Consider the following 24,033-nt stretch of genomic DNA (forward strand, 5'->3'; position numbering starts at 1 on the left):
GGCCGAGCCTGTCGTCGAAACAATCACGAAGTCCTGGCGTGCGCGCCGGACTGGTCGACGGGAATCTTGCTGTGCGCGTGGTGGGCGAAGCTGTCGGATTTCGTCATCTGCACGTGTCCGTTCTTTCCATATGACATCAAGGTCTATTTCCGATCCAACGCCCATGCTTGGCCGTCGGCGTACGGACAAACGCACAAAGCGCGACAATCTTCGTGAACTATTTCCAAGCCGGCGGACGCGCAAAAAAAAGCGGCCGTCGCGGCCGCGTTTTTGCGCATTGGTTTTCGCGCCTGTCTGGCATCGCTACTCGACCTTGCCGATCTTGCGGACCGCGTCGGTCATCGTGTTCGCGTCGGCATGCCAGTACGTCTGGAACTCGGGTGCGTCGAGGTAGGCCAGGGGGCTGCCGGCGCGCTCGATCACCTGCACCACGGCAGGGTCTGCGGCGACCTTCGCAGAGGCGGCGCGCAGCTTGCGCACGATCTCGTCCGGCGTACCGGCGGGCACGAAGAGGCCCGACCACTGTGCGAACTTCACCTTGTAGCCGGCTTGTTCAAGGCTCGGCACGTCCGGCAGCGCGGCCAGCGGCTTGTCGCCCCAATGCGCCAGCGCGCGAAGCTTGCCGGCCTTGATCTGCTGCACCACGGTCGACGGCCCGCTTGCCACCGCATCGACCTGCCCCGCGAGCAACGCGACGATGGCGGGTCCTGCGCCGGTGTAAGGGATGTGCGTCATCCGGAATCCGGCGGAGTTCTTCAGCATCTCCATCGGCACGTGCATGGTGCCGTAGTTGCCGGAACTTCCGTAGTTGTAAGTGCCGGGCTTGACCCGCGCATCGGCGATGAACTGCGACAAGGTCTTCCAGGGCGCATCAGCGCGCACGACCAGCACGGTCGGATCCGCGGTGAAGCGGGCGATCGGCTTGAACTGGTTCATCTGATAGGCGGGCTTGCGTTCGAGGATCGCATCGGCCTCGGGAAGGATCGAGATCGATGACAGGCTCAGCAGCACCGTGTAGCCGTCCGCCGGCGCGCGGGCCACGAAGCCAATGCCGACCGCGCCGCCGGCGCCGGCCTTGTTTTCCACGATCACGGTCTGTTTCAGTTCGCGCGACAAGGATTCGGCCACCGGCCGTGCCACCGTGTCGGCAACGCCACCGGGAGGGAAGGGCACGATCATCGTGATCGGCTTCTCGGGCCAGCCCCCCTGGGCAAGTGCCGCAGTGGCGGCGCAGCACGCGGCCGCCAGGAGCGCGGCGCGCAGCAGCGCGCGTCGGGGTTGATGCATGTGTTTGTCTCCGTTGTGTTTCGTGGGGTGGGTCAGACGAACCGGTTTTCCAGGGTGCCGAGCCCGTCGATCTCGATGCGGACCACGTCGCCCGCCTTCAGGTACTTCGGCGGCGTCAGCCCCATGCCGACGCCGGCCGGCGTGCCGGTCGCGATCACGTCGCCCGGATGGAGCGTGATGCCGCGCGAGCAGGTTTCGATCAGCGTCGGAATGTCGAAGATGAAGTCGGTGGTCTGTCCGTCCTGCCGCAGTTCGCCGTTGACCCAGCAACGCACCCGGGTGCGCGTCCCGTCCATCTCGTCGGCGGTCACGATCCATGGACCCATCGGGCAGAAGGTGTCGAAGGACTTGCCCAGGTCCCACTGCTGGTGGCGCATCTGCACGTCGCGCGCCGTCACGTCGTTGACGATGGTGTAGCCGAACACGTGCGACAGCGCATCCTCGCGCGAGATGTTGCGGCCGCCCTTGCCGATGACCACGGCCAGCTCGGCCTCGTAGTCGATCTGCGCCGAGATGGACTCGCCCGGCAGCCGGACCTCATCGTTCGGCCCGATCACGCACTCGGGCACCTTGGTGAACACGATGGGCCAGGTATCGACCTTGGCTGCGTTGTTCTTGAAAACCGAAGCCGAGAGTTCTTTCGCGTGTGCGTGGTAGTTGCGGCCCACGCAGAAGATGTTGCGGCGCGGCATGGGCAGCGGCGCTTCCAGCCTGACGTCGCTCAGCGGGACGGGCTCGCCGGTCGGCGGGAGTTGCGTGGCGCCGGAGGCGCGTTCCTCGACGAGCGAGAGTGCGCCGCGGCGAGTTCGGGGTGGGTCGAACCGGAACGCCCTGACCGTCGCGCCATCCGGCGAAACAAGGCCCACGTGCCGGCGGCCTTGGTACTGATATGTAGCGATGCGCAAAATGATCTCCTGAATGTCGACCAAATGCTACCAATCCGATACCAAGTGCACAATAGAAGTTGCGCCGGGATCGGATTGATACGATCGGTGCACCCCACTCAACCCATCCGTTCTTGCGATCGTGCAAAGTGCCCTGACCCTCCGGGAAGCCATTCTCGAGAACCTCCAATCGCGCGCATGGCGAGCGGGCCACCGCCTGCCGACCGAGCGCGAGTTGAGCGGGCAGTTCGGACTCAGCCGGTCGGCCGTTCGCCGCGTCCTCGCGGACCTGAAGGGAAGGGGGCTCATCACGCAGACGGTGGGCAGTGGCACCTACGTCAGCGAAGAAGTGGTGCAGGCGTTGGCGAACATCACCCGTGGGGGCGCGCCGCTCGCGACCAGCCCTGCGGAACTGATGAGTGCGCGTCTCGTGCTGGAGCCCGCGATCATCGCGATGGTGGTCGGCAATGCCACCCATGCCGACTTCGACCGAATGGAGAACTGCTGCGAAAGGGGCGAGGCGGCGGACACCATCGAGGAGTTCGAGTTGTGGGATGGCAAACTGCACGAGGCCATCGCCGATGCCGCGCACAACGCCTTCATCTCGGCCGTCTTCCAGCGGATGAACGAAGCGCGGGCGCAAAGCGAGTGGGGCATGCTCAAGCGCAGGAGCGCCACACCCGAGCGCCGTCTGGACTACCAGCGCGAACATCGCGAACTCGTTGCCGCCTTGAAGGACCGCGACGGCGCCCGCGCCAATGAACTATGCATTGGCCACCTGACACACGTGCGGCGCAATCTGCTTGGGTACTGACCCGGCACTGGCCCCTTGCGGACAAACCCGGCCCCGCATTGACCCTGGCGGCGTCGCTCGCTATATTGGTTCTCGATTGGCATATGTGGATACCAATTCATACCAATCGTTGCGATATCGGACGGCGACCCGCATCCCACCGCCTGGAGACAACCGTGAAGACACCGTCGGCTCGAAGTCTGCGTCCGAACCATCGCTGGTGGGCCGCTGCCTTGCTGGCGGTGGCGCCATGGGTCGCCGCGCAGGACTATCCCTCGCGGCCCGTGCGCGTCGTCGTGCCCTTCGCCGCTGGCGGACCCGCCGACGTGTATGCGCGCTTCATCGCCACGCGCCTGCAGGAGGCGCTCGGCCAGGGATTCGTGGTCGACAACCGGCCCGGTGCCGGCTCGGTGATCGGCACCGACGCCGTGGCAAAGAGCCCGCCCGACGGCTACACGCTGCTGCTGATGTCAAATGCGCACACGGTCAATGAGTCACTGATCCCCAACAAGCCGTTCCAGCTGATGCGCGACTTCGTGCCGGTCGCCGCCATCAACTACTCGGACCTGGTGCTCGTCACGCGAAGCGGGCTGCCAGTCGACAACCTGGGGCAACTAATCGCGCTCGCCAAGTCGAAGCCCGGCGCGCTGTCCTATGCATCCTCCGGTCCCGGGACGCCGTACCACATGGCCGGCGAACTCTTCAAGGCGATGGCAGGCGTCTCGATCCTGCACATTCCCTATCGGGGCAGCGCCGGTGCACGCACCGACGTCCTGGGTGGTCAAGTGGACATGATGTTCGACGCCGTGCCGACCATGACGGAGCACGTCCGCAGCGGCAAGGTCAAGGCCGTGGCGACCACTGGCCTGTCGCGTTCCGCCGTGATGCCGGACGTGCCGACCGTCAACGAAGCCGGCGTACCCAAGTACGAAGCCACGATCTGGCTCGGTTTGATGGCACCCAAGGGCACGCCCGCCGCGATCGTCGATCGGCTGAACGCCGAAGTCGTCAAGATCGTGTCCAACCCCGAGGTGGTCCGCGCCTGGAAAGCGCAGGGCGCGACGCCGCTGACCATGAACGTGGCCGATTTCACGCGCTACATGAACGAAGACATCGACAAGTGGTCGCGCATCGTGAAGATCTCCGGCGCCAAGGCGGACCAATGAACATTCTTTGCGCCGGCGCCGCTCAGGGCCTGGTCAAGGCTTTGCAGGGTGTGTTCCTGGAGTTGACAGGTGCCAAGGTCGAAGGACGCTTCGGCGCCGTTGGCGCGATGAAGGAGGCACTGCTCGCGGGAGAGCCCTGCGACGTGATGATCGTCACCGAGGCCATGATCTCCTCGTTGCAGGCCGACGGACGGCTGGCGCCGGGCTCGGAAGCCGCGCTCGGCCGCGTGCGCACCGGCATCGCGGTCCGCGCCGGCGATGCGGTGCCCGCCATGGCCTCGCCCGACGACTTGAAGGCCGCACTGCTCGCAGCGAGCTCGATCTATCTCCCGGACATGCAGCGCTCGACCGCCGGCATCCACTGCTCCGCCGTGCTGGTGGAGCTCGGGATCGCCGAGGCAGTCTCTTCGCGCCTGCGCACCTTTCCGAACGGCGCTACCGCCATGCGCGAACTCGCCGCCGACCGCCATCCCGGCGCGATCGGTTGCACGCAGGTCACCGAGATCAGGTACACGCCGGGTGTGGCGCTGGTGGGGGCGTTGCCCGAGGCGTTTGAACTGGCCACGGTCTATGCAGCCGCGGTCAGCGCCGCGACCCGCCAACCGGACCTTGCCCGGCGCTTTGTGGAACTGATCGCGGGTCCTCGATCACGCTGCCTTCGCGAGCAGGGCGGCTTCGAATTCACCGCGTCCATGCCATCGGGCGGACGCCTTCCTGGCTGATTCGACGCTCGGCGCTGGGCAAGGTCGACTTGATCCTCGTGACGCACGGTCACGGCGACCATTACCTCGAGGCAAGGACGAGACACACGTGGGCGGCGAACCCTGTGGTTTCGTCATTGAGACCCAAGGGCCGGCGAAGCCAGGCCCATTCGTGAAACACCGCGGAACCGGCTCCGCCGGGCCGCCGGTGTTGCCCCCGGCAGGGGGTAGGCGAAGCGACACGAAGTGCGCGTAGCCTGGGGGCGAGCCCTGTCTAGCTGAAAAACTCTTTGGCCTTGTCGAACCAGCCCTTGTCGGTGGGGCTGTGCTTCTCTCCGCCCTTCTTGAGCGATTCGTCGAGTTCCTTCAGCAGCTTGCGCTGGTGCTCTGTCAACTTGACCGGCGTTTCCACGCGCACATGGCAGTACAGGTCTCCGGGGTAGGTCGAGCGAACGCCCTTGATCCCCTTGCCGCGCAGCCGGAACTGCTTGCCGCTCTGGGTGCCGTCGGGAATGTCGATCGCCGCCGCGCCCTTGAGCGTCGGCACCTTGATCTCGCCGCCCAGCGCGGCGGTCGTGATGCTGACCGGCACCACGCAGTGCAGGTCGTCGCCGTCGCGCTCGAACAAGTCGTGCTTCTTCAAGCGGATCTCTATATAGAGATCGCCGGGCGGGCCACCGTTGGTGCCGGGCTCGCCGTTGCCCGTGCTGCGGATGCGCATGCCGTCGTCGATGCCGGCGGGGATCTTCACTTCAAGCGTCTTGTTGTTCTTGATCTTTCCCTGGCCGTGGCAGGTCGCGCACGGTTCCGGAATGATCTTGCCTGTTCCATGGCAGGTCGGGCAGGTCTGCTGCACGCTGAAGAAGCCCTGGCGCATTTGCACGGCGCCTTGGCCGTGGCAGGTGGTGCAGGTGATGGGCTTGGTGCCGGGTTTGGCGCCCGTGCCTTTGCAGGTGCCGCAGTCGTCCCAGCTCGGGATGCGGATCTGCGCATCCTTGCCCTCGGCGGCTTCCTCGAGGGTGACCTCCATCGCGTAGCTCAGGTCGCTGCCGCGGAACACCTGGCGTCCGCCGCCCTGGCGGCCGCCGCGCTGGCCGAACACGTCGCCGAAGATGTCACCGAAGGCTTCCGCGAAGCCGCCAAAGCCCTCCGCGCCCGGGCCGCCGCGCATGTTGGGGTCGACGCCCGCGTGGCCGTATTGGTCGTAGGCGGCGCGCTTCTGCGGGTCCGACAGCATTTCGTAGGCTTCCTTGACCTCCTTGAATTTGGTCTCGGCGTCCTTGGAGTCCCCATGGTTGCGGTCAGGATGGTGCTTCATCGCAAGCTTGCGATAAGCCTTCTTGATTTCCTCCTCGCTTGCGTTCTTGGGAACGCCGAGGGTTTCGTAGTAGTCGTGTTTGGTGGCCATGGTCGGGTCGGGCGGAGTCGTCGTCAGAATGCCGGGTCAGGAAGCGGAAAAGGCTGGACCACCTTGCAGCGGGTCCAGCCTCGTATCAGGGCGTGAGGATCAGCCCTTCTTGACTTCCTTCACTTCGGCGTCGACCACGTTGTCGTCCGCCGGAGCACTTGCAGCTTCCGGGCCAGCGCCTGCCGCGCCGCCCGCCGCACCGGCGGCGGCTTGCGCGTCGGCGTACATCTTCTCGCCGAGCTTCTGGCTGGCGCTCATCAGCGTGTTGGTCTTTTCCTCGATCGCGGACTTGTCTTCACCCTTCAGGGCTTCCTCGACGTCCTTGATCGCGGCTTCGATCTTTTCCTTCTCGCCGGCATCCAGGCTGGCGCCGTGTTCGCCGAGCGACTTCTTCACGCTGTGGACCATGGCTTCGCCCTGGTTGCGGGCCTGGGCCAGTTCGACCTTCTTCTTGTCCTCGGCCGCGTTGAGTTCGGCGTCCTTCACCATCTTCTGGATCTCGTCTTCCGACAGGCCCGAGTTCGCCTTGATGGTGATCTTGTTTTCCTTGCCGGTGCCCTTGTCCTTGGCGCCGACGTGCAGGATGCCGTTGGCGTCGATGTCGAAGCTCACCTCGATCTGCGGCGTGCCGCGCGAAGCCGGCGGGATGCCTTCGAGGTTGAACTCGCCGAGCAGCTTGTTGCCCGAGGCGATCTCGCGTTCGCCCTGGAACACCTTGATCGTCACGGCCGGCTGGTTGTCTTCGGCGGTCGAGAAGGTCTGCGCGAACTTGGTCGGGATCGTGGTGTTCTTCGTGATCATCTTGGTCATCACGCCACCCATCGTCTCGATGCCGAGCGACAGCGGGGTCACGTCGAGCAGCAGCACGTCCTTGCGATCGCCGGAGAGCACCTGGCCTTGAATGGCGGCGCCGACGGCCACGGCTTCATCGGGGTTGACGTCCTTGCGCGGTTCCTTGCCGAAGAACTCCTTGACCTTGTCCTGCACCTTGGGCATGCGGGTCATGCCGCCGACCAGGATCACGTCGCTGATGTCGGTCACGCTGACACCGGCATCCTTGATGGCGGTGCGGCAGGGCGCGATGGTGCGTTCGATCAACTCGTCCACCAGGCTTTCGAGCTTGGCGCGCGACAGCTTGATATTCAGGTGCTTCGGGCCCGATGCGTCGGCCGTGATGTACGGCAGGTTGATGTCGGTGGCGGCGCCGTTCGACAGCTCGATCTTGGCCTTTTCGGCCGCTTCCTTCAGGCGCTGCAGCGCGAGCACGTCTTTGCTCAGGTCGACGCCCTGGTCCTTCTTGAACTCGGAAATGATGTAGTCGATGATGCGCTGGTCGAAGTCTTCGCCGCCGAGGAAGGTGTCGCCGTTGGTCGACAGCACCTCGAACTGCTTCTCGCCGTCCACGTCCGCGATCTCAATGATCGAGATGTCGAAGGTGCCTCCGCCGAGGTCATATACGGCGATCTTGCGATCGGCCTTGTCGTGCTTGTCGAGGCCGAAGGCAAGCGCAGCCGCGGTGGGCTCGTTGATGATGCGCTTGACGTCGAGGCCCGCGATTCGGCCGGCGTCCTTCGTGGCTTGGCGCTGGCTGTCGTTGAAGTAAGCCGGCACGGTGATCACCGCTTCGGTCACGGCTTCGCCGAGATAGTCTTCGGCGGTCTTCTTCATCTTGCGCAGGATTTCGGCGCTGATCTGCTGGGGAGCGAGCTTTTTGCCGCGCACTTCGACCCATGCGTCGCCGTTGTCGGCCTTGGTGATGGTGTAGGGCATCAAGTCGATGTCCTTCTGCACTTCCTTTTCCTCGAACTTGCGGCCGATCAGGCGCTTGACCGCGTAGATCGTGTTCTTGGGATTGGTCACCGCCTGGCGCTTGGCCGAGGCGCCGACCAGCACTTCGCCGTCTTCCTGGTAGGCCACGATGGAAGGCGTCGTGCGGGCGCCTTCCGAGTTCTCGATCACACGCGTGGTGTTGCCTTCCATGATCGACACGCACGAATTGGTGGTGCCGAGGTCGATGCCGATGATTCTGGCCATGTTTTTTCTCCTGGGATCTGAAATGAGGTTGTTGTGAACTTGTGGATAACCCGGTTCGATTCAAGGGATGAAGCGGGGATTTCCTGTGGGTTTCTTGTTGGTTGTCAGCTCGGGCTGCTGACGGTGACGAGCGCAGGGCGCAGGATCCGGTCGGCGATGGTGTAGCCCTTTTGCAGCACGCTGGCGATGGTGTTGGGCTCCTGGCCGGGCACCGGCACCACGGAGATCGCCTGGTGCAGGTGCGGATCGAACTTGCTGCCGGCCGGCGGAGCGATTTCGATGACCTTGTTGCGCTCCAGTGCACTCTTGAGTTGACGCAAGGTGGCTTCGGTGCCTTCGCGCAGATGCTCCGACGTGGCATCCTGAATCGCCAGGCCGGCCTCCAGGCTGTCCAGCACCGGCAGCAGGCTCTCGGCGAAACCTTCGATTGCGAACTTGCGGCCCTTGGAGACTTCCTCGTCCGCGCGGCGGCGGGCGTTCTGCACGTCGGCCTGCGCACGGAGGATCTGGTCGGCCATTTCGGCGTTCTTGGCCTGCAGCGCGGCGATTTCGCCCTGGGCCGCGGCCAGCGCGTCGGCTTCGTTCGCGGCCTGTGCGGCCTCCAACTCTTCCGGGCTGGGCTCGCCCTGCAGGTTCTGTGGATTCTCTTGAAGGTTTTTCGGGTCAGTCATGCTCAAAAAGCCGGCGCCACGCCGGAAAACAGGTGAAAACGGACAATAGGCAGCCATTTGAGGCCTGCCTGGGTGTTTTCAAGCAAAAAAATGCGCCTGTGAGGGCGCATTTCGGGGGGACGGGGAATCCCGGTCTCGTCAGTGCGCGTCCAGGAGCTCGACGTCGAACTTCAGGGTGGCGTTCGGGGGAATCACGCCGCCAGCGCCGCGCGCGCCGTAGCCGAGGGACGCCGGGATGATCAGCGTGCGCTTGCCGCCGATCTTCATGCCGGCAACGCCTTCATCCCAACCCTTGATGACCTGGCCAGCGCCGAGCGAGAAGGCGAAGGGATCGTTGCGGTCGTGGCTCGAATCGAACTTGGCGCCTTGCACCCCGTCGTTGTAGAGCCAGCCGGTGTAGTGCACGTGCACGTGATGGCCGGGCTTGGCCTCGGCGCCGTCGCCGACCGTGGTGTCTTCGTATTGCAGGCCGGAGGGAGTGGTGGGCATGGAGCGCTCCTTTGGGAATGGGGAAGGAAACCGCGCAGTTTAACGAGGCCGCGTGACCGGCCCTGGCGCGAGGCGCCCCCGCTTCAGCTTGGCGCGACCGGAGGCGGCGTCTTCTTGACCTGGCTCTGCTGCCATTTGCCGGCGAAGGCCTGCAGGTCGGAAAGCCGCTTGAGCAGGTCCTGCCCGCTGAGCGTCAGGCTGTAGCCGTCGGTACCGTGATTCACGAGGCCCGCCTCGCGAAGCTCCTTGATGCGGGTGTTGAGCGTGTTGGGCGTGATGTTGCCGACGCTGTCCTGCAGCAGGCGAAAGGTCTGGGCATGTCCGTCCCGCAGGGCCCAGAGGACGCGCAGCGCGTAGCGGGCTTCCAGCAGCGCAAGCAATTGGCTGATGGCTGCGTTTTCCTTGCTACTCATCGACTTCATCTCCTCGGGACGCCGCGGCTTGTTTTTTGTGACTGGCTCATGACCACTCGAAACGGCCGGCGACTATAGCCCAGAAGAATTGCTGCTACAAGTTTTATAGCTGCGAAGGCAAGCCGGCCGTGGGCTGCAGCCGCGCACTTCAGTGCGCCGGGAAGTTGGCCATGGCTTCGCCGAGGCGTATCGGGCGGGCCGGTGCCCATGCGGGATTGAAGTCCAGCTGCGGGGCGGGAAAGAGCATCACGACCGTCGACCCGAGCAGGAAGCGGCCCATCTCGTCGCCTTTCCGGAGCACGATCTGCTGGTCGTCGTAGCGCCATTCGCGCACTTCGCTGCCGCGCGGGGGATTCACCACGCCGTGCCACACCGTCGCCATGCTGCCGACGATGGTCGCGCCGACGAGCACCAGGACGAACGGACCCGCCGCCGATTCGAACACGCACACCACCCGCTCGTTGCGCGCGAAGAGTCCGGGCACGCCTCGGGCGGTGGTCGGGTTGACGGAAAAGAGATCGCCCGGCACGTAGATCATCCGCAGCAGCCGACCGTTGCAGGGCATGTGGATGCGGTGGTAATCCTTCGGGCTCAGGTAAAGCGTGGCGAAGCTGCCATGCTCGAACTGCGCGGCGAGCGTCGCGTCGCCGCCGACCAGCGCGGTGGTCGAGTAGCGGTGGTTTTTGGCCTGGAAGATCTGGTCGCCTTCGACGGGACCGAACTGGCTGATCGCGCCGTCGACCGGCGACACCAGATCGGCCCGTGCCAGCGGACGCGCGCCGGGCTTCAGCGCGCGCGTGAAGAACTCGTTGAAGCTCGGGTAGCTCGCGATGTCGCTGTCCAGCGCCTCGTCCATGTTGACGTCGTACTTCGCGACGAAGCGCTTGATGATCCAGGTCGTGACAGCGCCGCGTTCCTTGCCCGCAACCCAGCCGGCAAAAGAGGTCAGCGCCTGCTTGGGAAACAGGTACTGCGGCAGGACGGGCAAGCGATCGGACAAGGGGTCTTCCCAGAAAAGCGGTGGGCGATTCTATCGACCGCCTTCCGCGCATTCCGCAGGACGAGGCCTACTCCGCCTTGATGTTGGCGGCCTTGATCACCTGCGCCCACTTGTCGACTTCGGCCTTCTGGAAGGCTGCGATCTGGGCAGTGGTCATGTCGGCGGGCTCCATGCCGAAGCCCTTGAGCTTTTCCTGCATATCCGGCTGGGCCAGGATCGTGCGGATTTCCTTGTGCAGGCGGTCGACGATGGGCGCTGGCGTGCCGGCCGGCACGAAGATCGCCTGCCATGACACCACCTCGAAATCCTTGAGGCCTGGAACGCCCGATTCGGCGACTGTCGGCACATCCGGCATCGATGCCAGCCGCTTGCTGGACGTGACGGCGATCGCGCGCAGCTTGCCGCTCTGGATGTGCGGACCTGCCACCACGGTGGTGTCGAACATCATGTCGACCTGGCCGCCGATCACGTCCTGGATCGCCGGGCCGCTGCCTTTGTAGGGAATGTGGGTGAACTTGACGCCCGACTTGTAGGCCAGCAGTTCCAGCGCCAGGTGCTGCGACGTGCCCGTTCCGGCGGAGGCCGAAGAGAGGCCGCCCGACTTGGCCTTGCTGGCCTCCAGCACGTCCTTGAGGGTCTTGTAGGGGCTTGCCTGATTGACCACGAGCACGACAGGATTGGTCCCGATCAGCGTGACCGGCGCGAAGGACTTCTGTGGGTCGTAGCCGATCTTGGGATAAAGGCTGACGTTGATTGCGTGCGAGCTGATCGTGCCGCCCAGCATCGTGTAGCCATCGGGTGCCGCGCGCGAGGCGATCTCGGAGCCGACGCTGCCGCCGGCACCGCCCTTGTTGTCGATGACGACCGTGGTGCTCAGCGCCGGGCCGAGCTTCTGGCCGATCAGCCGACCCAGCACGTCGGTGGTGCCGCCGGCTGGAAAGGGGACGAGGTAGGTGATGGCCTTGCCCGTGGGCCATTGGTCCTGTGCGAAAGCGGGCAGGGCCGAGAGGCCGCCGGCGAGCGAGGCGAGCGCGGTATGGATGAGCGTGCGGCGTTGCATGGTTGTCTCCGTTGAAAGGTGGATGCCGCGCTTCTTGTCGTTGGGTCGCGGCCCGTCGGAACTCAGGGCATGTACTGCCCGCCGTTCACTTCGATGATCTGTCCCGTCACATAACCCGAGAGCTGTGCCGAAGCGAGATAGAGGAAGGCGCCCACGCAATCGTCCGGCTCGCCGATGCGCGCCATCGGGATGGCAGCCTTGAACGATTCGAGCAGTTGCGGCGTGGAGAAGCGGTCGTGGAAGGGCGTCTGGATCACGCCGGGCGCCACGGCGTTGACGCGGATGTTGTCGGGCGCCAACTCCTTGGCCAGGCCGTGCGTTGCGGTGCTGACGAAACCCTTCGCGCCCGCGTACAGGTACGCGCCCGGGCCGCCGCCGTTGCGCGCCGCGATCGACGACACATTGATGATGCTGCCGCCGCGCCCCTGCGCGCGCATCAGCGGCACGACCTCGCGGCAGAACGCCAGCACGGAACGTGCGTTGATGTGCATGACTTCGTCGAAGAGTGCATCGTCGAAATCGGCAATCGGCAGCCGCTTGACGAGGCTGCCCGCGTTGTTGACCAGCACGTCGATGCCGCCGAGCCGTTCGTCGGCTTCAGCCACGACACGCCGAATCGCCGCACTGTCGCGCACGTCCGCCTGCAGCGCAAAGGCGTCGCCGCCGGCGGCCTGGATCGTCGCGACCACCTTGTTGGCGGCATCTGCCGAGCTGTTGTAGTGCACAGCCACGCGCATGCCGCGCTGGGCATACCCAATGGCGACGGCGGCGCCGATGCCCGTGCTTGCGCCGGTGACGAGGGCGCTGCGGCCCTTGAGGTCTTCCATATTTCGTTCTCCTTCAGGTGACGGGGGCGGGGTTGAACAGCACCAGCGCGTTGTGCAGCTTCCAGTGCTCGGCCCAGGTCTTCTTCCGCCCGCTCGCGACGTCGAGCATCAGATGGAACATCTCCCAGCCCACGTCCTCGATGGTGGCGTCGCCATCCGCGATGCTGCCGGCGTTGATGTCCATCAGGTCGTGCCAGCGGCGGGCCAGGTCGCTGCGCGTGGCGACCTTGATCACCGGCACCTCGGCCAGCCCGTAGGGCGTGCCCCGGCCGGTGGTGAAGACATGCAGGTTGATGCCCGCAGCCAGCTGCAGCGTGCCGCAGATGAAATCGCTGGCCGGCGTCGCCGCGTAGATCAGGCCCTTCTGCCGGACCTTCTCGCCGGGCGCGATCACGCCCGAGATCGGTGACTTGCCCGACTTCACGATCGAGCCCATCGCCTTCTCGACGATGTTGGACAGCCCGCCCTTCTTGTTGCCGGGCGTGGTGTTGGCGCTGCGGTCGACCCGCCCCTTGTCCAGGTAGGCGTCATACCAGGCCATCTCGCGGATCATCGCCTCGGCCACCTCGGGCGTGGTGGCGCGCGAGGTCAACTGGTCGATGCCGTCGCGCACTTCGGTGACTTCCGAGAACATCACGGTCGCACCGGCACGCACCAGCAGGTCGGTGCAGAAGCCCACCGCCGGATTGGCCGTGACGCCGGAGAAGGCGTCGCTGCCGCCGCATTGCACGCCGACCACGAGTTCGCTCGCGGGCACGGTCTCGCGACGACGGGCGTTCAGGCGCTCCAGATGCTCTTCCGCCTGCCGCATGATCGAATCGACCATCGACATGAAGCCGACGTGCGCGTCGTCCTGCAGGCATACGACGTCGAGCTGGCTCTCCGCGCTGTCGCCGACGTCGGCCACGTTGCGCTCGTCGATCAAGGGGATGGTGCCCGGCGGCATCAGGCGCTCGGGCTGGAGCTTCTCGCAGCCCAGGCTCACCACCATGACCTCGCCGCCGAAGTTGGGGTTGAGGCTGATGTTGCGCAGCGTGCGGATCGGGATGATGGCGTCCGGCGCATCGATGGCCACGCCGCAGCCGTAGCCGTGTTCGAGCGCCACGACATCGTCGACGTGGGGGTACTTCGGCAGCAGCTCGGACTTGATGCGCTGGACGGCGAACTCCGTCACCCCGGCCACGCACTGCACGGTCTGCGTGATCGCCAGGATGTTGCGCGAGCCGACCGAGCCGTCCGGGTTGCGGTAGCCCTCGAAGGTGTAGCCCTCCAGCGGCGGCTGCGGCTCGGGCTTGACCGTGGCGATCGGCAGGCCGGTGAGTTCGCGCGCCGCGGGCATCCTGAGCAGCCGCTCGTGCACCCAGCTGCCGGCGGCGATCGCCTTGAGCGCATAGCCGATCACGACGTTGTAGCGACGGACCTCGCCGCCTTCGGGGATGTCCACCAGCGCGACCTTGTGCGCCTGGGGGACCTTGTCCACCAGCGTCAGGCCCGAGGGGAACACGGTGCCGGCCGGCAGCCCGCCGTCATTGGCGACGATCGCGACGTTGTCGCGGTCGTGCATCGTGATGTAGAGCGGCGGCTTCGCGGTTTCCGGCATCTCGGTCCTTCAACGTGGTGTCACTTGACCACCATAAACAGGCTCGGAAGCCATGTCGAGAAGGCGGGAACAAAAGTCACGACGCCTAGCGCAAAGATCAGCGCACCGTAGAAGGGCCAGATCGTCTTCATCACCGTGCCGACCGACACACCGCCGATCGCGCAGCCGACGAATTGCGTCGTGCCCACAGGCGGCGTGTTGAGGCCCAGCGCGCAGTTGATCAGCATCACGACACCGAACTGCACCGAGGTCATGCCGTACTGCTGCGCGATGGGCAGGAAGATGGGCGTGCACAGCAGGATGGTGGCTGCCATGTCCAGGAAGGTGCCCAGCACGAACAGGATGATGTTGATCAGCAGGAAGATCATCCAGGGCGTGGTCGTGACTTGCGACAGCATCTTCCCCGTGAGCTCAGCCACGCCGTAGAGGCTGATGAGATAGCCGAAGGTACTGGAGATGCCGATCAGCAGCAGGATCACGCCGGTGGTGCGCACCGCCTTCGATGCGGCCTTGACGAAGTGTTCCCACTTCAGCGTGCGGTAGATGAAGATCGTCAGCGCCAGCGCGTACAGCACTGCGACGGCAGCCGATTCGGTCGCGGTGAACACGCCCGACAGGATCCCGCCGAGGATCAGCACCACGATGAACAGACCCGGCAATGCGGCTGCGAACGAACGGGCCACGATGTCCCAGCCGGGGAAGGTGCCGGACGGGTAGCCGCGCTTCACCGCCACCAGATAGGCCGCCGCGAGGTTGCTGATCGTCAGCACCGCGGCGGGCAGCAATGCCGCGAGGATCAGCGCCGCGATCGAGACCTTGCCGCCTGCGGCGAGCGAATAGATGATCAGGTTGTGACTGGTCGGCATCAGGGCACCGACGAGGGCCGCGTGCGTCGTCACGTTGACGGCGTAGTCGGCGTGGTAGCCCTCCTTTTTCATCATCGGGATCATCACCGCGCCCATTGCCGAGACGTCCGCCACGGGCGACCCCGAGACGCCGCCGAACAAGGTGCAGGCCACCACGTTCGACATGCCGAGGCCGCCGCGCACGTGGCCCACGAGATCCCGCGCGAAGTTGACGATGCGGTCCGCGATGCCGCCATAGAGCATCAGTTCGCCGGCGAAGATGAAGAACGGAATCGCGAGGAACGAGAAGATCCCCATGCCGGAAGTCATCTGCTGAAAGCCGACTTCCAGCGGAAGGCCTTCATAGAGCAGGGTGGACAGGGCCGACAGGCCGATGGAGAACGCGACCGGTACGCCCAGCAGCAGGAATACCGTGAAGGAGATGCAGAGGATCAGGAGAGGAATGGTCATTGCTCAGCCCCAGGCGGGTTCGACTTCGCGGCCTTTGGCGAGCGCGATGATGTGTTCGATCGAGAACATCACGATCAGGACGCCGGACACTGCGGCCGGCACGTATTTCCAGCCTTCGGAGATCCACAGCGTGGGAAGTCGATAGCCCCAGACCGATTCCGCCAGCGAGGCGCAATTCCACGCCATCGCGGCGCCGAAGATGAGGATTAGGAAATGGATCAGGAATTCCATCTTCAGGCGCAGCCAGTCGGGCGCCAGAACGAGGAAGGATTCGAGCCCGATGTGGCCCGCATCGCGCACGCCCACGGCGACGCCGAGCATGGTGACGTAGAGCACCAGCAGCAGCGCGAGGCTTTCTGCCCAGGTAGGTGTGTTGTTCAGGACATAGCGGCCGAACACCTGCCAGCTCACGGCGGCGATCACCGCGACGAGGCCGAAGATGCCCAGCCACATGCAGGCGCGAGCCAGCGTGCGGCAGATTTTCGTGTACATGATGTGCCTTTGCCCCTCTCGCGTGCGGAGAGGGGCAGAGAGGGAGAGACCGGAGTTACTTCGTGTCCTGGACGCGCTTGACGAGATCCTTGAGCTTCGCGTCGACGATGAACTTGTCGTACACCGGCTTCATCGCCGCCTGGAACGGGGCCTTGTCGATCTCGATGATCTCGGCGCCGCCGGCCTTCACGGTCGCGAGCGACTTCACTTCACGCTCTTCCCACTGCTTGCGCATGTAGGGCACCGATTCCTTGGCGGCTTGGCGGATCCAGCCTTGCTCCTCGGGCGAGAGCTTGTCCCATGCACGCTTGGAGAACAGCAGCATCTCGGGCGCCATCGAGTGCTCGGTCTTGGTGTAGTACTTGGCGACTTCGAAGGCCCGTGCGCTTTCATAGGTTGGGTAGTTGTTCTCGGCGGCGTCGATCAGGCCGGTCTTGAGGCCGGTGTAGACCTCGCCCATCGGCATCGGCGTGGCGTTGGCGCCCATGGCTTCGAGCATCGAGACCCACAGGTCGGACTGCTGCACGCGGACCTTCAGGCCCTTCATGTCGGCGAAGCTGCGCACCGGCTTCTTGGCGGTGAACATCGAGCGCGCGCCGCTGTCGTAGTAGGCGAGGCCGATGAAGCCCTGCTTCTCGCAGGACTTGAGGATCTCTTCGCCGATCGGGCCGTCGAGCACCTTGTGCAGATGGTCCACCGAACGGAACAGGAAGGGCATGGTCGGCACCTGCGTCTCGGCGCAGATGTTGTTCATCGGCGCGATGTTGACGCGTACCATCTGGAGAGCTCCGATCTTGGCCTGCTCGATGGTGTCCTTCTCGCTGCCCAGGGCGCTGTTGTTGAACACCTTGATGGTGTCCTTGCCGCCCGAGAGCTGCTTGAGACGCTCGCTCATGAACTTGACCGCGGTGACCGTCGGGTAGTCGTCGGGATGAATGTCGGCCGACCGGAACTCCGTGGCCTGTGCGGCCATCGCGGTCATGCAGGCCGCGATGGCGACGATGAGTGCGTGTTTATGTACCTTCATTTGTCTTCCTCTGCTGGTGGTTGTCGTGAAAATGAAATCTGGATTCAGGCACCGAACATCGGTTCGGGGATGCCCTGGGTTCCCGGGCGCAGCGCGAAGACACCACCGGCCAGGGGTTGATCGGAGAGGTCGCCGCCGGGGCGGATCGACGTGACGAACAGTGTGTCGAGCTTCGGGCCCCCGAAGGCGCACATCGCGGGCTTCTTGACGGGCACGGCGAGCGAGCGGTCGAGCTTGCCCTCGGGCGTGAAGCGGTGCACCAGGCCGGCGTCGTTGCCGCAGATCCAGTAGCAGCCGTCGGCGTCGACCGCCGCGCCGTCGGGCCGGCCGGGCAGGGAATTCATGTCGACGAACACGCGCCGGTTGGAGGGCGTTCCGGTCGCGATGTCGTAGTCGAAAGCCCAGATCGTCTGCACGCTGGGATGCGAGTCGGACAGATACATGGTGCGGCCGTCGGGGCTGAAGGCGAGGCCGTTGGGGACGATGAAGTCCTCCAACTGGACCATCGGCATTGTGTCGGCCTTGTCCTGGCGATAGACGCGTCCGACGCGTGAGCCGGCCGCCATGTCCATCAGCATCGTGCCGGCCCAGAAGCGGCCCTGGCGGTCGCAGCGGCCGTCGTTGAAGCGCATGCCCGGCGCAGCGTGCGTGACGGGCGCGAGCCGCAGGGCTTCGATCCGTCCGTCGTCCAGCGCCTCGATGGAGAAGATGCCGCTCTCCATGCCGGCAATCCAGGCGCCCGGCGCGTCGGCCCGCGGCGCGATGCAGGCTGGCATTTCATTGGATGCCCACTGCGTGTGGCCGTCGGTGGACCAACGGTGGAGGGCACGGCCGGGAATGTCGACCCAGTACAGGGCCTCTTCGGCCACGGACCAGACGGGGCTTTCGCCCGTGCCGCAGCGCGCATCGACCACGAGTTCAGCGTTGGCGGACATAGCGCTCAATCGCCGAAGGGGCCCTGGGCCGTGAAGGCGCCACCCTGGTAGATGGCGTTCGGATCGGTGGGCGCGACGGGCGGTTGCGCCTCGACCTTCGCGCGGAAGACTTCGGAACTGTCCTGCGGCACGAATCCCAGGTGGGCCGCGGCATCGTTGTCCCACCAGACGTCACGGTTGGCGGACATGCCGTAGACCACCGTGTGCTTCACGTCGGGCGTGAAGAGCGATTTCTCGATGAGCTGGGTGAGGTCGCGGTAGCTGAGCCAGGTGCTCATCATCCGGCGGTTGGCCGGCTCGGGGAACGAGGAGCCGATACGGATGCTGACGGTCTCGATGCCCCAGCGGTCGAAGTAGAACTGCGCCACGTCTTCGCCGAAGGATTTCGAGAGGCCGTAGTAGCCGTCGGGACGTCGCGCGACATGGGCGTCCAGGTGTTCGCTCTGCTTGTAGAAGCCGATCACGTGGTTGGAGCTGGCAAAGACCACGCGCTTCACACCGTGGCGGCGAGCGGCTTCATAGATATGGAACACGCCCTTGATGTTGGCCTCGAGGATCTCTTCGAAGGGGCGTTCCACCGAAACGCCGCCCAGGTGCACGATGGCATCGCACCCGGCGACGAGAACGTCGACGGCCGCCTTGTCGGCGAGGTTGCAGGGCACGACTTCTTCATGCGGCCCTTCCGCCGGGGGCAGCGCCGCGATGTCAGAGACGCGCAGCACGTCGGCGTAGGGGCGCAGGCGGTCGCGCAGCACTTTGCCAAGGCCGCCGGCGGCGCCCGTCAAGAGCAGTCGGCTGACGCGCGGCGCGTTGGGAGATGTCTCGCTCATGGATGTCTGGTCTCTGGTCGTAAGTTATCTGTTGTCATACAACATCGCGGCGATTATCATCATGGCATGTCGAGCCTGTCAACGGGGTCTACCGCAACGACCGAACAACCTGCCTTCGGCGCGAATCCGCGCCGGAGGGTCCGTGGGCTGGCCCATGGCCTAGTGGACGATCTGGGCGAGAAAATCCGCAGCCAGCAACTGCGCCCAGGCGACAAGTTGCCGACCGAGTCGGCCATCATGCAGGCCTATGGCGTGAGCCGCACCGTGGTGCGCGAGGCGCTGTCGAAGCTGCAGGCGGCCGGACTCGTGGAAACGCATCACGGCATCGGAACCTTCGTTCTTCCGCCGCGCGCGGCGGGCATGTTCCGCCTCGATGCCTCGGACATCGCCACCTCGGTCGACGTGCTTGCGGTGCTGGAACTGCGCATCAGCCTCGAAACCGAATCGGCCGGCCTGGCTGCGACGCGGCGCACCGAAGATCAGTTGCTCGCCATGCGCGAGGCGCTGGATGATTTCGAGCGCAACGTCGCGGTGGCGGGGGACACGGTGGCGCCCGATTTCCGCTTCCATCTCCAGATCGCGCAGGCGACAGGCAACTCGTATTTCGCGGACATCATGAGCCATCTAGGCACCACGATCATCCCGCGCACGCGCATCACCGCCATCCGTAACCATGACCGGCGTGGGGAGTACCTGACTCGCGTGAACCGCGAGCATGAAGAGATCTACGCGGCCATCGCGCGGCGGGATCCGGAGTCGGCCCGCGCGGCCATGCGCATTCACTTGACGAACAGCCGCGAGCGCCTGCGCATTGCCCAGGAGGCCGCCAAGAACGCCGCCGAGCCCGCGCCATCCGGCGACGCGGCTGGCGCGACCCCCGTCGCGCCTGCGACTTGATTCGATTTTCGTGACAGGGCTGGACATCGCGCGACACTAGTTGTACGATGACTGACGACATTAAGGTGTTGCCCGGCCAGCGACGGACAACACGCAGTTCATCCATTCAATCGCATCCGGAGACACACAAATGACCTTGAATCGACGCGAACTCATGCTCGGCGCAGCGGGAGCAGCGGCGGGCCTCATGGCTGCTGGCGGCGCACAGGCAGCCGATGCCTGGCCTGCAAGGCCGATCCGCATCGTCGTGCCGTACCCGCCGGGCGGGTCGTCTGACATCATTGCCCGCTCCATCAGCCAGCCGCTGTCGGAGGCGCTCAAGCAATCAGTCATCGTCGAGAACAGGGCCGGTGCCAATGGCAACCTCGGCGCGGATCTTGTTTCGAAGGCGCCGGGCGACGGCTACACGCTGCTGTTGTGCGACGTTGGCGCGCTGGCGATCAGCCCCTCTGTCTACACCAAGCTCTCTTTCGACCCGTCCAAGGATCTGCGCGGCGTCACCATGCTGGCCTATTCGCCGCATCTGCTGGTGGTCCATCCCTCGGTGCAGGCCAACAACCTCAAGGAACTGATTGCGCTGTCGAAGAAGTCCGATCTGAACTTCGCGGTGACGGCCACCGGCAGCGCACCGCACCTCGCGGGCGTTGCGCTCGAACGCGCGAGCGGCGCGCGCTGGCAGTACGTGCCCTACAAAGGTGGCGTGCAGGCGGTGCAGGACACCGTCGCCGGCCAGACTCAGGTGCTCATGAACGGCATGCTCGCGACGCTTCCGCACGTGCAGAGCGGCAAGCTCAAGGTGCTGGGCGTGTCCAAGGGCACGCGCATGCCTCTGATCGGGGACGTGCCGACCATTGCGGAGCAGGGCGTTTCCGGCTTCGAATCCGGGACTTGGCAGGGCGTGCTGGCCCCTCGCGGCACGCCGGACGCGCTGGTTCAGCGGCTGAACAAGGAGCTGGTCACGATCATCCGTTCCCCCGACATCCGCTCGCGCCTGGCCGGCCAGGGCGCCGAAGTCGTGACCATGACGCCGTCCGAGCAGGAGCAGTTCTTCGAGAAGGAACGCTCGCGCTGGGCCAAGGTCGTCAACGCTGCCCAGATCAAGCTCGACTGAACGCAGGCCCTATCGCGTCTCGCCCTGTCCGGCGCGCGGCGCCGTCTCCCGGACCTTTCTCCCCGTCCCACTGTCCCTCCACTTTCGAAATGAATCCTCAAGAACTCAAATCCATCATGGGCTCCGGCCTGCTTTCGTTCCCGCTCACCGACTTCGATGCCGACGGCACCTTCAACAAGAAGGGCTACATCGAGCGCCTCGAATGGCTGGCTCCCTACGGCGCGAGCGCGTTGTTCGCTGCGGGCGGCACGGGCGAATTCTTCTCGCTGACCGGCGATGAGTACCCAGGCATCATCCAGACCGCGGTCGACACCTGCCGCGGCAAGGTGCCGATCATCGCGGGTGCCGGTGGCCCCACGCGCTTCGCGATCCAGTGCGCGCAAGCGGCCGAAAAGGCGGGCGCGCACGGCGTGCTGCTGCTGCCGCACTACCTCACCGAAGCCGGCCAGGAAGGCCTCGCCGCGCACGTCGAAGCCGTTTGCAAGAGCGTGAAGTTCGGCGTCATCGTCTACAACCGCGGCCAGAGCAAGCTCTACCCCGCCACGCTCGAAAAGCTGGCCGAACGCTGCCCGAACCTCGTCGGCTTCAAGGACGGCATTGGCGACATCGAATTGATGAGTTCCATCCACCTGCGCATGGGCGATCGCTTCGCCTACCTCGGGGGCCTGCCGACGGCGGAGGTCTACGCAGCGGCCTACAAGGCACTGGGCACGCCGGTGTATTCATCGGCCGTGTTCAACTTCATCCCCAAGACCGCGATGGACTTCTATCATGCGGTCGCAAAGGACGACATCGCCACGCAGCACCGCCTGCTCAAGGACTTCTTCATGCCGTACCTGGATATCCGCAACAAGGGCCAGGGCTACGCGGTGAGCATCGTGAAAGCCGGTGCCAAGATCGTCGGCCACGACGCAGGGCCGGTGCGTACGCCGCTGACCGAACTCAAGTCGAACGAATACGAAGCCCTGGCGGCGCTGATCGACAAGCTCGGCCCGCAGTAAGTTCTTTTCGCCGATCCAGAATCACAACAGAAGGAGACAAGGAATGCTGAAGAAACTTATCTTGATCGCTGCCGCAACCGCGGCTTTCGCGGGCTGCACGACCCTGCGTGCCAAGGACCCGACCGCCGAGCCGGCCGTCGCCGCGGCGGCAGAGAAGCTGCGCGTGGCGATGATCGACCCGACTCCTGCGGCGCTCAACGCCCTGGTCGCCGACGATCTGAGCTACGGCCATTCCGGCGGCAAGGTCGACACCAAGGCGAGTTTCATCAGCGACCTGATGGACGGCAAATCGGACTTCGTGAACATCACGATCACCGAGCAGATCATCAACGTGATCGACAACGTGGCGATCGTCCGGCACACGCTCACGGCCGACACCAACGACTCGGGCAAGCCCGGCAAGGTCAGCATCAAGATCCTCGGCGTCTGGCAGAAGCAGGGCGACAACTGGAAGCTGCTGGCCCGCCAGGCGGTGCGCCCACCACAGTAAGCAAGCAGCGGACGCACCCCCGCGAAAGACTCCCTCCGGGCAACGCTGGGAAGCGGTCCCGCAACCCCTGTCCGGCGGGGTGAACCGTTACCCTTTGCCATTTGCGAGCAGGGCCGCCCATGCGGCCCTGCTCATTTTCCGACCGACTCCAAGGACTCCAGCCATGCAGAACTTCGACAACCTCATCAATGGCGAATGGCTCGCCGGTGTCAGCTACAGCGCCAACACCAACCCGAGCAACCTTTCGGACGTGCTGGGCCAGTACGCCCAGGGCGACGCGAACCAGGTGAATGCCGCGGTCGCGGCCGCCACCGCGGCCTTCCCCGCCTGGTCCACCGGCGGCATCCAGGCGCGATCCGAAGCGCTCGACAAGATCGGCAATGAAATCCTTGCGCGCAAGGAAGAACTCGGCACGCTGCTCGCGCGTGAAGAAGGCAAGACCAAGGCCGAAGGCATCGGCGAGGCCACGCGCGCGGGCCAGATCTTCAAGTTCTTCGCCGGCGAATGCCTGCGGCTTTCGGGCGAAGTCATCCCCTCGGTCCGCCCCGGCATCGGCGTGGAGATCACCCGCGAACCGGTGGGCGTCGTGGGCCTCATCACGCCGTGGAACTTCCCGATCGCGATTCCCGCGTGGAAGATCGCCCCGGCGCTGGCCTTCGGCAATTGCGTGGTGCTGAAGCCCGCCGACCTCGTGCCCGGCTGCGCCTGGGCGCTGGCGGAGATCATCAGCCGCTCGGGCATTCCAGCGGGTGTGTTCAACCTCGTGATGGGCCGTGGCAGCGTCATCGGCGATGCGTTGGTCAGCCACCCAGGCATCCACGCGATCAGTTTCACCGGTTCGGTGGGCGTGGGCCGCAACATCGCGGTGCAATGCGCGACCAATCACAAGAAGGTGCAGTTGGAGATGGGCGGCAAGAACCCGCAGGTGGTGCTGGACGACGCGGACCTGAACCAGGCCGTCGAACTCAGCGTGCAGAGCGCGTTCTACTCGACCGGCCAGCGCTGCACGGCATCGAGCCGGCTGATCGTCACCCAAGGCATCTACCCCAAGTTCATCGAGGCGATGAAGGCGCGCATGGCCAAGATCAAGGTGGGCGACGCGCTTGCACAGGGCACGGACATCGGACCGGTCTCTAGCGAGAGCCAGTTGCAGCAGGACTTGAACTACATCGAGATCGGTCAGGGCGAAGGCGCCACGTTGGCCGCGGGCGGCGAGCGGCTCAAGCTCGACACCGAAGGCTTCTACATGTCGCCTGCGCTGTTCAGCGAATCCGTCGCCAGCATGCGCATCAACAAGGAAGAGATCTTCGGTCCGGTCGCCAGCGTGATCCGGGTGAAGAACTACGAAGAGGCGCTGGCCACGGCCAACGACACGGAGTTCGGACTCTCGGCAGGCATCGCGACCACCAGTCTGAAGTTCGCGACGCACTTCAAGCGCCACAGCCAGGCCGGCATGGTGATGGTGAACCTGCCGACTGCGGGGGTCGACTACCACGTGCCCTTCGGCGGCCGCAAGGGATCGAGCTACGGCCCGCGCGAGCAGGGGCGCTACGCGCAGGAGTTCTTCACTGTCGTGAAGACGGCCTACACGCTGGCTTGAG

General features: G+C 65.1%; 24 protein-coding genes. 8 read left to right on the forward strand and 16 right to left on the reverse strand.

Translation table 11 applies throughout. The annotated features are described in order from the left end of the window. Positions 1 to 303: 303 nt before the first annotated feature. Complete coding sequence (locus QTI24_RS09000; RefSeq protein ID WP_286599845.1) at positions 304 to 1,287, reverse strand: tripartite tricarboxylate transporter substrate binding protein; 984 nt, start codon at positions 1,285 to 1,287, stop codon at positions 304 to 306. A 32-nt stretch (positions 1,288 to 1,319) separates the two neighbouring features. Next, complete coding sequence (locus tag QTI24_RS09005; RefSeq protein WP_286599846.1) at positions 1,320 to 2,192, reverse strand: fumarylacetoacetate hydrolase family protein; 873 nt, start codon at positions 2,190 to 2,192, stop codon at positions 1,320 to 1,322. Positions 2,193 to 2,313: 121 nt separating this feature from the next. On the opposite strand from QTI24_RS09005, the gene QTI24_RS09010 reads away from it, so the two are divergent. The 3 genes from QTI24_RS09010 (at position 2,314) to QTI24_RS09020 (ending at position 4,852) form a co-directional block, all read left to right on the forward strand. After that, positions 2,314 to 2,985: a FadR/GntR family transcriptional regulator gene (locus QTI24_RS09010; RefSeq protein ID WP_286599848.1), complete on the forward strand. Its 672-nt coding sequence runs from the start codon at positions 2,314 to 2,316 to the stop codon at positions 2,983 to 2,985. Positions 2,986 to 3,140: 155 nt separating this feature from the next. After that, entirely contained in the window at positions 3,141 to 4,130 is a 990-nt protein-coding gene (locus QTI24_RS09015; protein WP_286599849.1) for a tripartite tricarboxylate transporter substrate binding protein, read from the forward strand. After that, positions 4,127 to 4,852 carry a molybdate ABC transporter substrate-binding protein gene (locus tag QTI24_RS09020; protein WP_286599850.1) on the forward strand — a complete coding sequence of 242 codons (726 nt, stop codon included), beginning with the start codon at positions 4,127 to 4,129 and terminating at the stop codon, positions 4,850 to 4,852. Before QTI24_RS09015 ends, QTI24_RS09020 begins: the two co-directional genes overlap by 4 nt. 253 nt (positions 4,853 to 5,105) lie before the next feature. Here QTI24_RS09020 and dnaJ read toward each other — a convergent pair whose 3' ends face one another. The 14 genes from dnaJ to QTI24_RS09090 form a co-directional block, all read right to left on the reverse strand. Next, positions 5,106 to 6,239 carry a molecular chaperone DnaJ gene (gene dnaJ, locus QTI24_RS09025; RefSeq protein ID WP_286599851.1) on the reverse strand — a complete coding sequence of 378 codons (1,134 nt, stop codon included), beginning with the start codon at positions 6,237 to 6,239 and terminating at the stop codon, positions 5,106 to 5,108. A gap of 99 nt (positions 6,240 to 6,338) precedes the next feature. Continuing rightward, positions 6,339 to 8,297: a molecular chaperone DnaK gene (dnaK, locus tag QTI24_RS09030; protein WP_286600084.1), complete on the reverse strand. Its 1,959-nt coding sequence runs from the start codon at positions 8,295 to 8,297 to the stop codon at positions 6,339 to 6,341. Between the two features lie 80 nt (positions 8,298 to 8,377). Beyond that, the gene (gene grpE / locus QTI24_RS09035; RefSeq protein WP_286599853.1) at positions 8,378 to 8,944 is read right to left on the reverse strand and encodes a nucleotide exchange factor GrpE; all 567 of its coding nucleotides are present in this window, start codon (positions 8,942 to 8,944) and stop codon (positions 8,378 to 8,380) included. Positions 8,945 to 9,082: 138 nt separating this feature from the next. Next, positions 9,083 to 9,433, reverse strand: a complete 351-nt coding sequence (locus tag QTI24_RS09040; RefSeq protein WP_286599854.1) for an FKBP-type peptidyl-prolyl cis-trans isomerase — start codon at positions 9,431 to 9,433, stop codon at positions 9,083 to 9,085. Between the two features lie 83 nt (positions 9,434 to 9,516). Then, on the reverse strand, positions 9,517 to 9,846 hold the full coding sequence (locus QTI24_RS09045; RefSeq protein WP_286599855.1) for a winged helix-turn-helix transcriptional regulator: 330 nt from the start codon (positions 9,844 to 9,846) through the stop codon (positions 9,517 to 9,519). 148 nt (positions 9,847 to 9,994) lie between these two features. Beyond that, positions 9,995 to 10,846, reverse strand: coding sequence for an archaetidylserine decarboxylase (gene asd, locus QTI24_RS09050; protein WP_286599856.1), 852 nt, complete (start codon positions 10,844 to 10,846; stop codon positions 9,995 to 9,997). Positions 10,847 to 10,913: 67 nt separating this feature from the next. Beyond that, complete coding sequence (locus QTI24_RS09055; RefSeq protein ID WP_286599857.1) at positions 10,914 to 11,906, reverse strand: Bug family tripartite tricarboxylate transporter substrate binding protein; 993 nt, start codon at positions 11,904 to 11,906, stop codon at positions 10,914 to 10,916. A 62-nt stretch (positions 11,907 to 11,968) separates the two neighbouring features. Then, a complete protein-coding gene (locus QTI24_RS09060; protein WP_286599859.1) occupies positions 11,969 to 12,733 on the reverse strand; it encodes an SDR family NAD(P)-dependent oxidoreductase in 765 nt (254 codons plus the stop codon). A 13-nt stretch (positions 12,734 to 12,746) separates the two neighbouring features. Continuing rightward, a complete protein-coding gene (garD, locus tag QTI24_RS09065; protein WP_286599861.1) occupies positions 12,747 to 14,333 on the reverse strand; it encodes a galactarate dehydratase in 1,587 nt (528 codons plus the stop codon). Positions 14,334 to 14,353: 20 nt separating this feature from the next. Continuing rightward, a complete protein-coding gene (locus tag QTI24_RS09070) occupies positions 14,354 to 15,649 on the reverse strand; it encodes a TRAP transporter large permease (RefSeq protein ID WP_286599862.1) in 1,296 nt (431 codons plus the stop codon). Positions 15,650 to 15,652: 3 nt separating this feature from the next. Next, positions 15,653 to 16,141, reverse strand: coding sequence for a TRAP transporter small permease (locus QTI24_RS09075; RefSeq protein ID WP_286599863.1), 489 nt, complete (start codon positions 16,139 to 16,141; stop codon positions 15,653 to 15,655). 55 nt (positions 16,142 to 16,196) lie between these two features. After that, positions 16,197 to 17,168, reverse strand: coding sequence for a TRAP transporter substrate-binding protein (locus QTI24_RS09080; RefSeq protein ID WP_286599864.1), 972 nt, complete (start codon positions 17,166 to 17,168; stop codon positions 16,197 to 16,199). Positions 17,169 to 17,212: 44 nt separating this feature from the next. Continuing rightward, the gene (locus QTI24_RS09085) at positions 17,213 to 18,103 is read right to left on the reverse strand and encodes an SMP-30/gluconolactonase/LRE family protein (RefSeq protein WP_286599866.1); all 891 of its coding nucleotides are present in this window, start codon (positions 18,101 to 18,103) and stop codon (positions 17,213 to 17,215) included. A gap of 5 nt (positions 18,104 to 18,108) precedes the next feature. Next, a complete protein-coding gene (locus tag QTI24_RS09090) occupies positions 18,109 to 18,933 on the reverse strand; it encodes an NAD-dependent epimerase/dehydratase family protein (RefSeq protein WP_286599867.1) in 825 nt (274 codons plus the stop codon). Between the two features lie 66 nt (positions 18,934 to 18,999). Between QTI24_RS09090 and QTI24_RS09095 the strand changes: the two genes are divergently transcribed. The 5 genes from QTI24_RS09095 to QTI24_RS09115 all read left to right on the forward strand — a co-directional run bounded on the left by QTI24_RS09095 (position 19,000) and on the right by QTI24_RS09115 (position 24,032). After that, complete coding sequence (locus QTI24_RS09095) at positions 19,000 to 19,830, forward strand: FadR/GntR family transcriptional regulator (protein WP_286599868.1); 831 nt, start codon at positions 19,000 to 19,002, stop codon at positions 19,828 to 19,830. A gap of 130 nt (positions 19,831 to 19,960) precedes the next feature. Then, complete coding sequence (locus QTI24_RS09100) at positions 19,961 to 20,941, forward strand: Bug family tripartite tricarboxylate transporter substrate binding protein (protein WP_286599869.1); 981 nt, start codon at positions 19,961 to 19,963, stop codon at positions 20,939 to 20,941. Between the two features lie 89 nt (positions 20,942 to 21,030). Beyond that, entirely contained in the window at positions 21,031 to 21,942 is a 912-nt protein-coding gene (kdgD, locus tag QTI24_RS09105; RefSeq protein ID WP_286599871.1) for a 5-dehydro-4-deoxyglucarate dehydratase, read from the forward strand. A gap of 43 nt (positions 21,943 to 21,985) precedes the next feature. Then, on the forward strand, positions 21,986 to 22,432 hold the full coding sequence (locus tag QTI24_RS09110; RefSeq protein ID WP_286599872.1) for a nuclear transport factor 2 family protein: 447 nt from the start codon (positions 21,986 to 21,988) through the stop codon (positions 22,430 to 22,432). Positions 22,433 to 22,595: 163 nt separating this feature from the next. Further along, positions 22,596 to 24,032 carry an aldehyde dehydrogenase family protein gene (locus tag QTI24_RS09115; RefSeq protein ID WP_286599873.1) on the forward strand — a complete coding sequence of 479 codons (1,437 nt, stop codon included), beginning with the start codon at positions 22,596 to 22,598 and terminating at the stop codon, positions 24,030 to 24,032. Position 24,033: the final 1 nt, after the last annotated feature.

The organism is Variovorax sp. J22P240, from assembly GCF_030316855.1.
GTDB lineage: Bacteria > Pseudomonadota > Gammaproteobacteria > Burkholderiales > Burkholderiaceae_C > Variovorax.

Coding starts and splice junctions, on each gene's coding strand:
- QTI24_RS09000 (WP_286599845.1), bottom strand. CDS start 1,287: ATGCATCAACCCCGACGCGCGCTGCTGCGCGCCGCGCTCCTGGCGGCC.
- QTI24_RS09020 (WP_286599850.1), top strand. CDS start 4,127: ATGAACATTCTTTGCGCCGGCGCCGCTCAGGGCCTGGTCAAGGCTTTG.
- dnaJ (WP_286599851.1), bottom strand. CDS start 6,239: ATGGCCACCAAACACGACTACTACGAAACCCTCGGCGTTCCCAAGAAC.
- grpE (WP_286599853.1), bottom strand. CDS start 8,944: ATGACTGACCCGAAAAACCTTCAAGAGAATCCACAGAACCTGCAGGGC.
- QTI24_RS09040 (WP_286599854.1), bottom strand. CDS start 9,433: ATGCCCACCACTCCCTCCGGCCTGCAATACGAAGACACCACGGTCGGC.
- QTI24_RS09045 (WP_286599855.1), bottom strand. CDS start 9,846: ATGAGTAGCAAGGAAAACGCAGCCATCAGCCAATTGCTTGCGCTGCTG.
- QTI24_RS09055 (WP_286599857.1), bottom strand. CDS start 11,906: ATGCAACGCCGCACGCTCATCCATACCGCGCTCGCCTCGCTCGCCGGC.
- QTI24_RS09060 (WP_286599859.1), bottom strand. CDS start 12,733: ATGGAAGACCTCAAGGGCCGCAGCGCCCTCGTCACCGGCGCAAGCACG.
- garD (WP_286599861.1), bottom strand. CDS start 14,333: ATGCCGGAAACCGCGAAGCCGCCGCTCTACATCACGATGCACGACCGC.
- QTI24_RS09070 (WP_286599862.1), bottom strand. CDS start 15,649: ATGACCATTCCTCTCCTGATCCTCTGCATCTCCTTCACGGTATTCCTG.
- QTI24_RS09075 (WP_286599863.1), bottom strand. CDS start 16,141: ATGTACACGAAAATCTGCCGCACGCTGGCTCGCGCCTGCATGTGGCTG.
- QTI24_RS09080 (WP_286599864.1), bottom strand. CDS start 17,168: ATGAAGGTACATAAACACGCACTCATCGTCGCCATCGCGGCCTGCATG.
- QTI24_RS09085 (WP_286599866.1), bottom strand. CDS start 18,103: ATGTCCGCCAACGCTGAACTCGTGGTCGATGCGCGCTGCGGCACGGGC.
- QTI24_RS09090 (WP_286599867.1), bottom strand. CDS start 18,933: ATGAGCGAGACATCTCCCAACGCGCCGCGCGTCAGCCGACTGCTCTTG.
- QTI24_RS09095 (WP_286599868.1), top strand. CDS start 19,000: ATGTCGAGCCTGTCAACGGGGTCTACCGCAACGACCGAACAACCTGCC.
- QTI24_RS09100 (WP_286599869.1), top strand. CDS start 19,961: ATGACCTTGAATCGACGCGAACTCATGCTCGGCGCAGCGGGAGCAGCG.
- kdgD (WP_286599871.1), top strand. CDS start 21,031: ATGAATCCTCAAGAACTCAAATCCATCATGGGCTCCGGCCTGCTTTCG.
- QTI24_RS09110 (WP_286599872.1), top strand. CDS start 21,986: ATGCTGAAGAAACTTATCTTGATCGCTGCCGCAACCGCGGCTTTCGCG.
- QTI24_RS09115 (WP_286599873.1), top strand. CDS start 22,596: ATGCAGAACTTCGACAACCTCATCAATGGCGAATGGCTCGCCGGTGTC.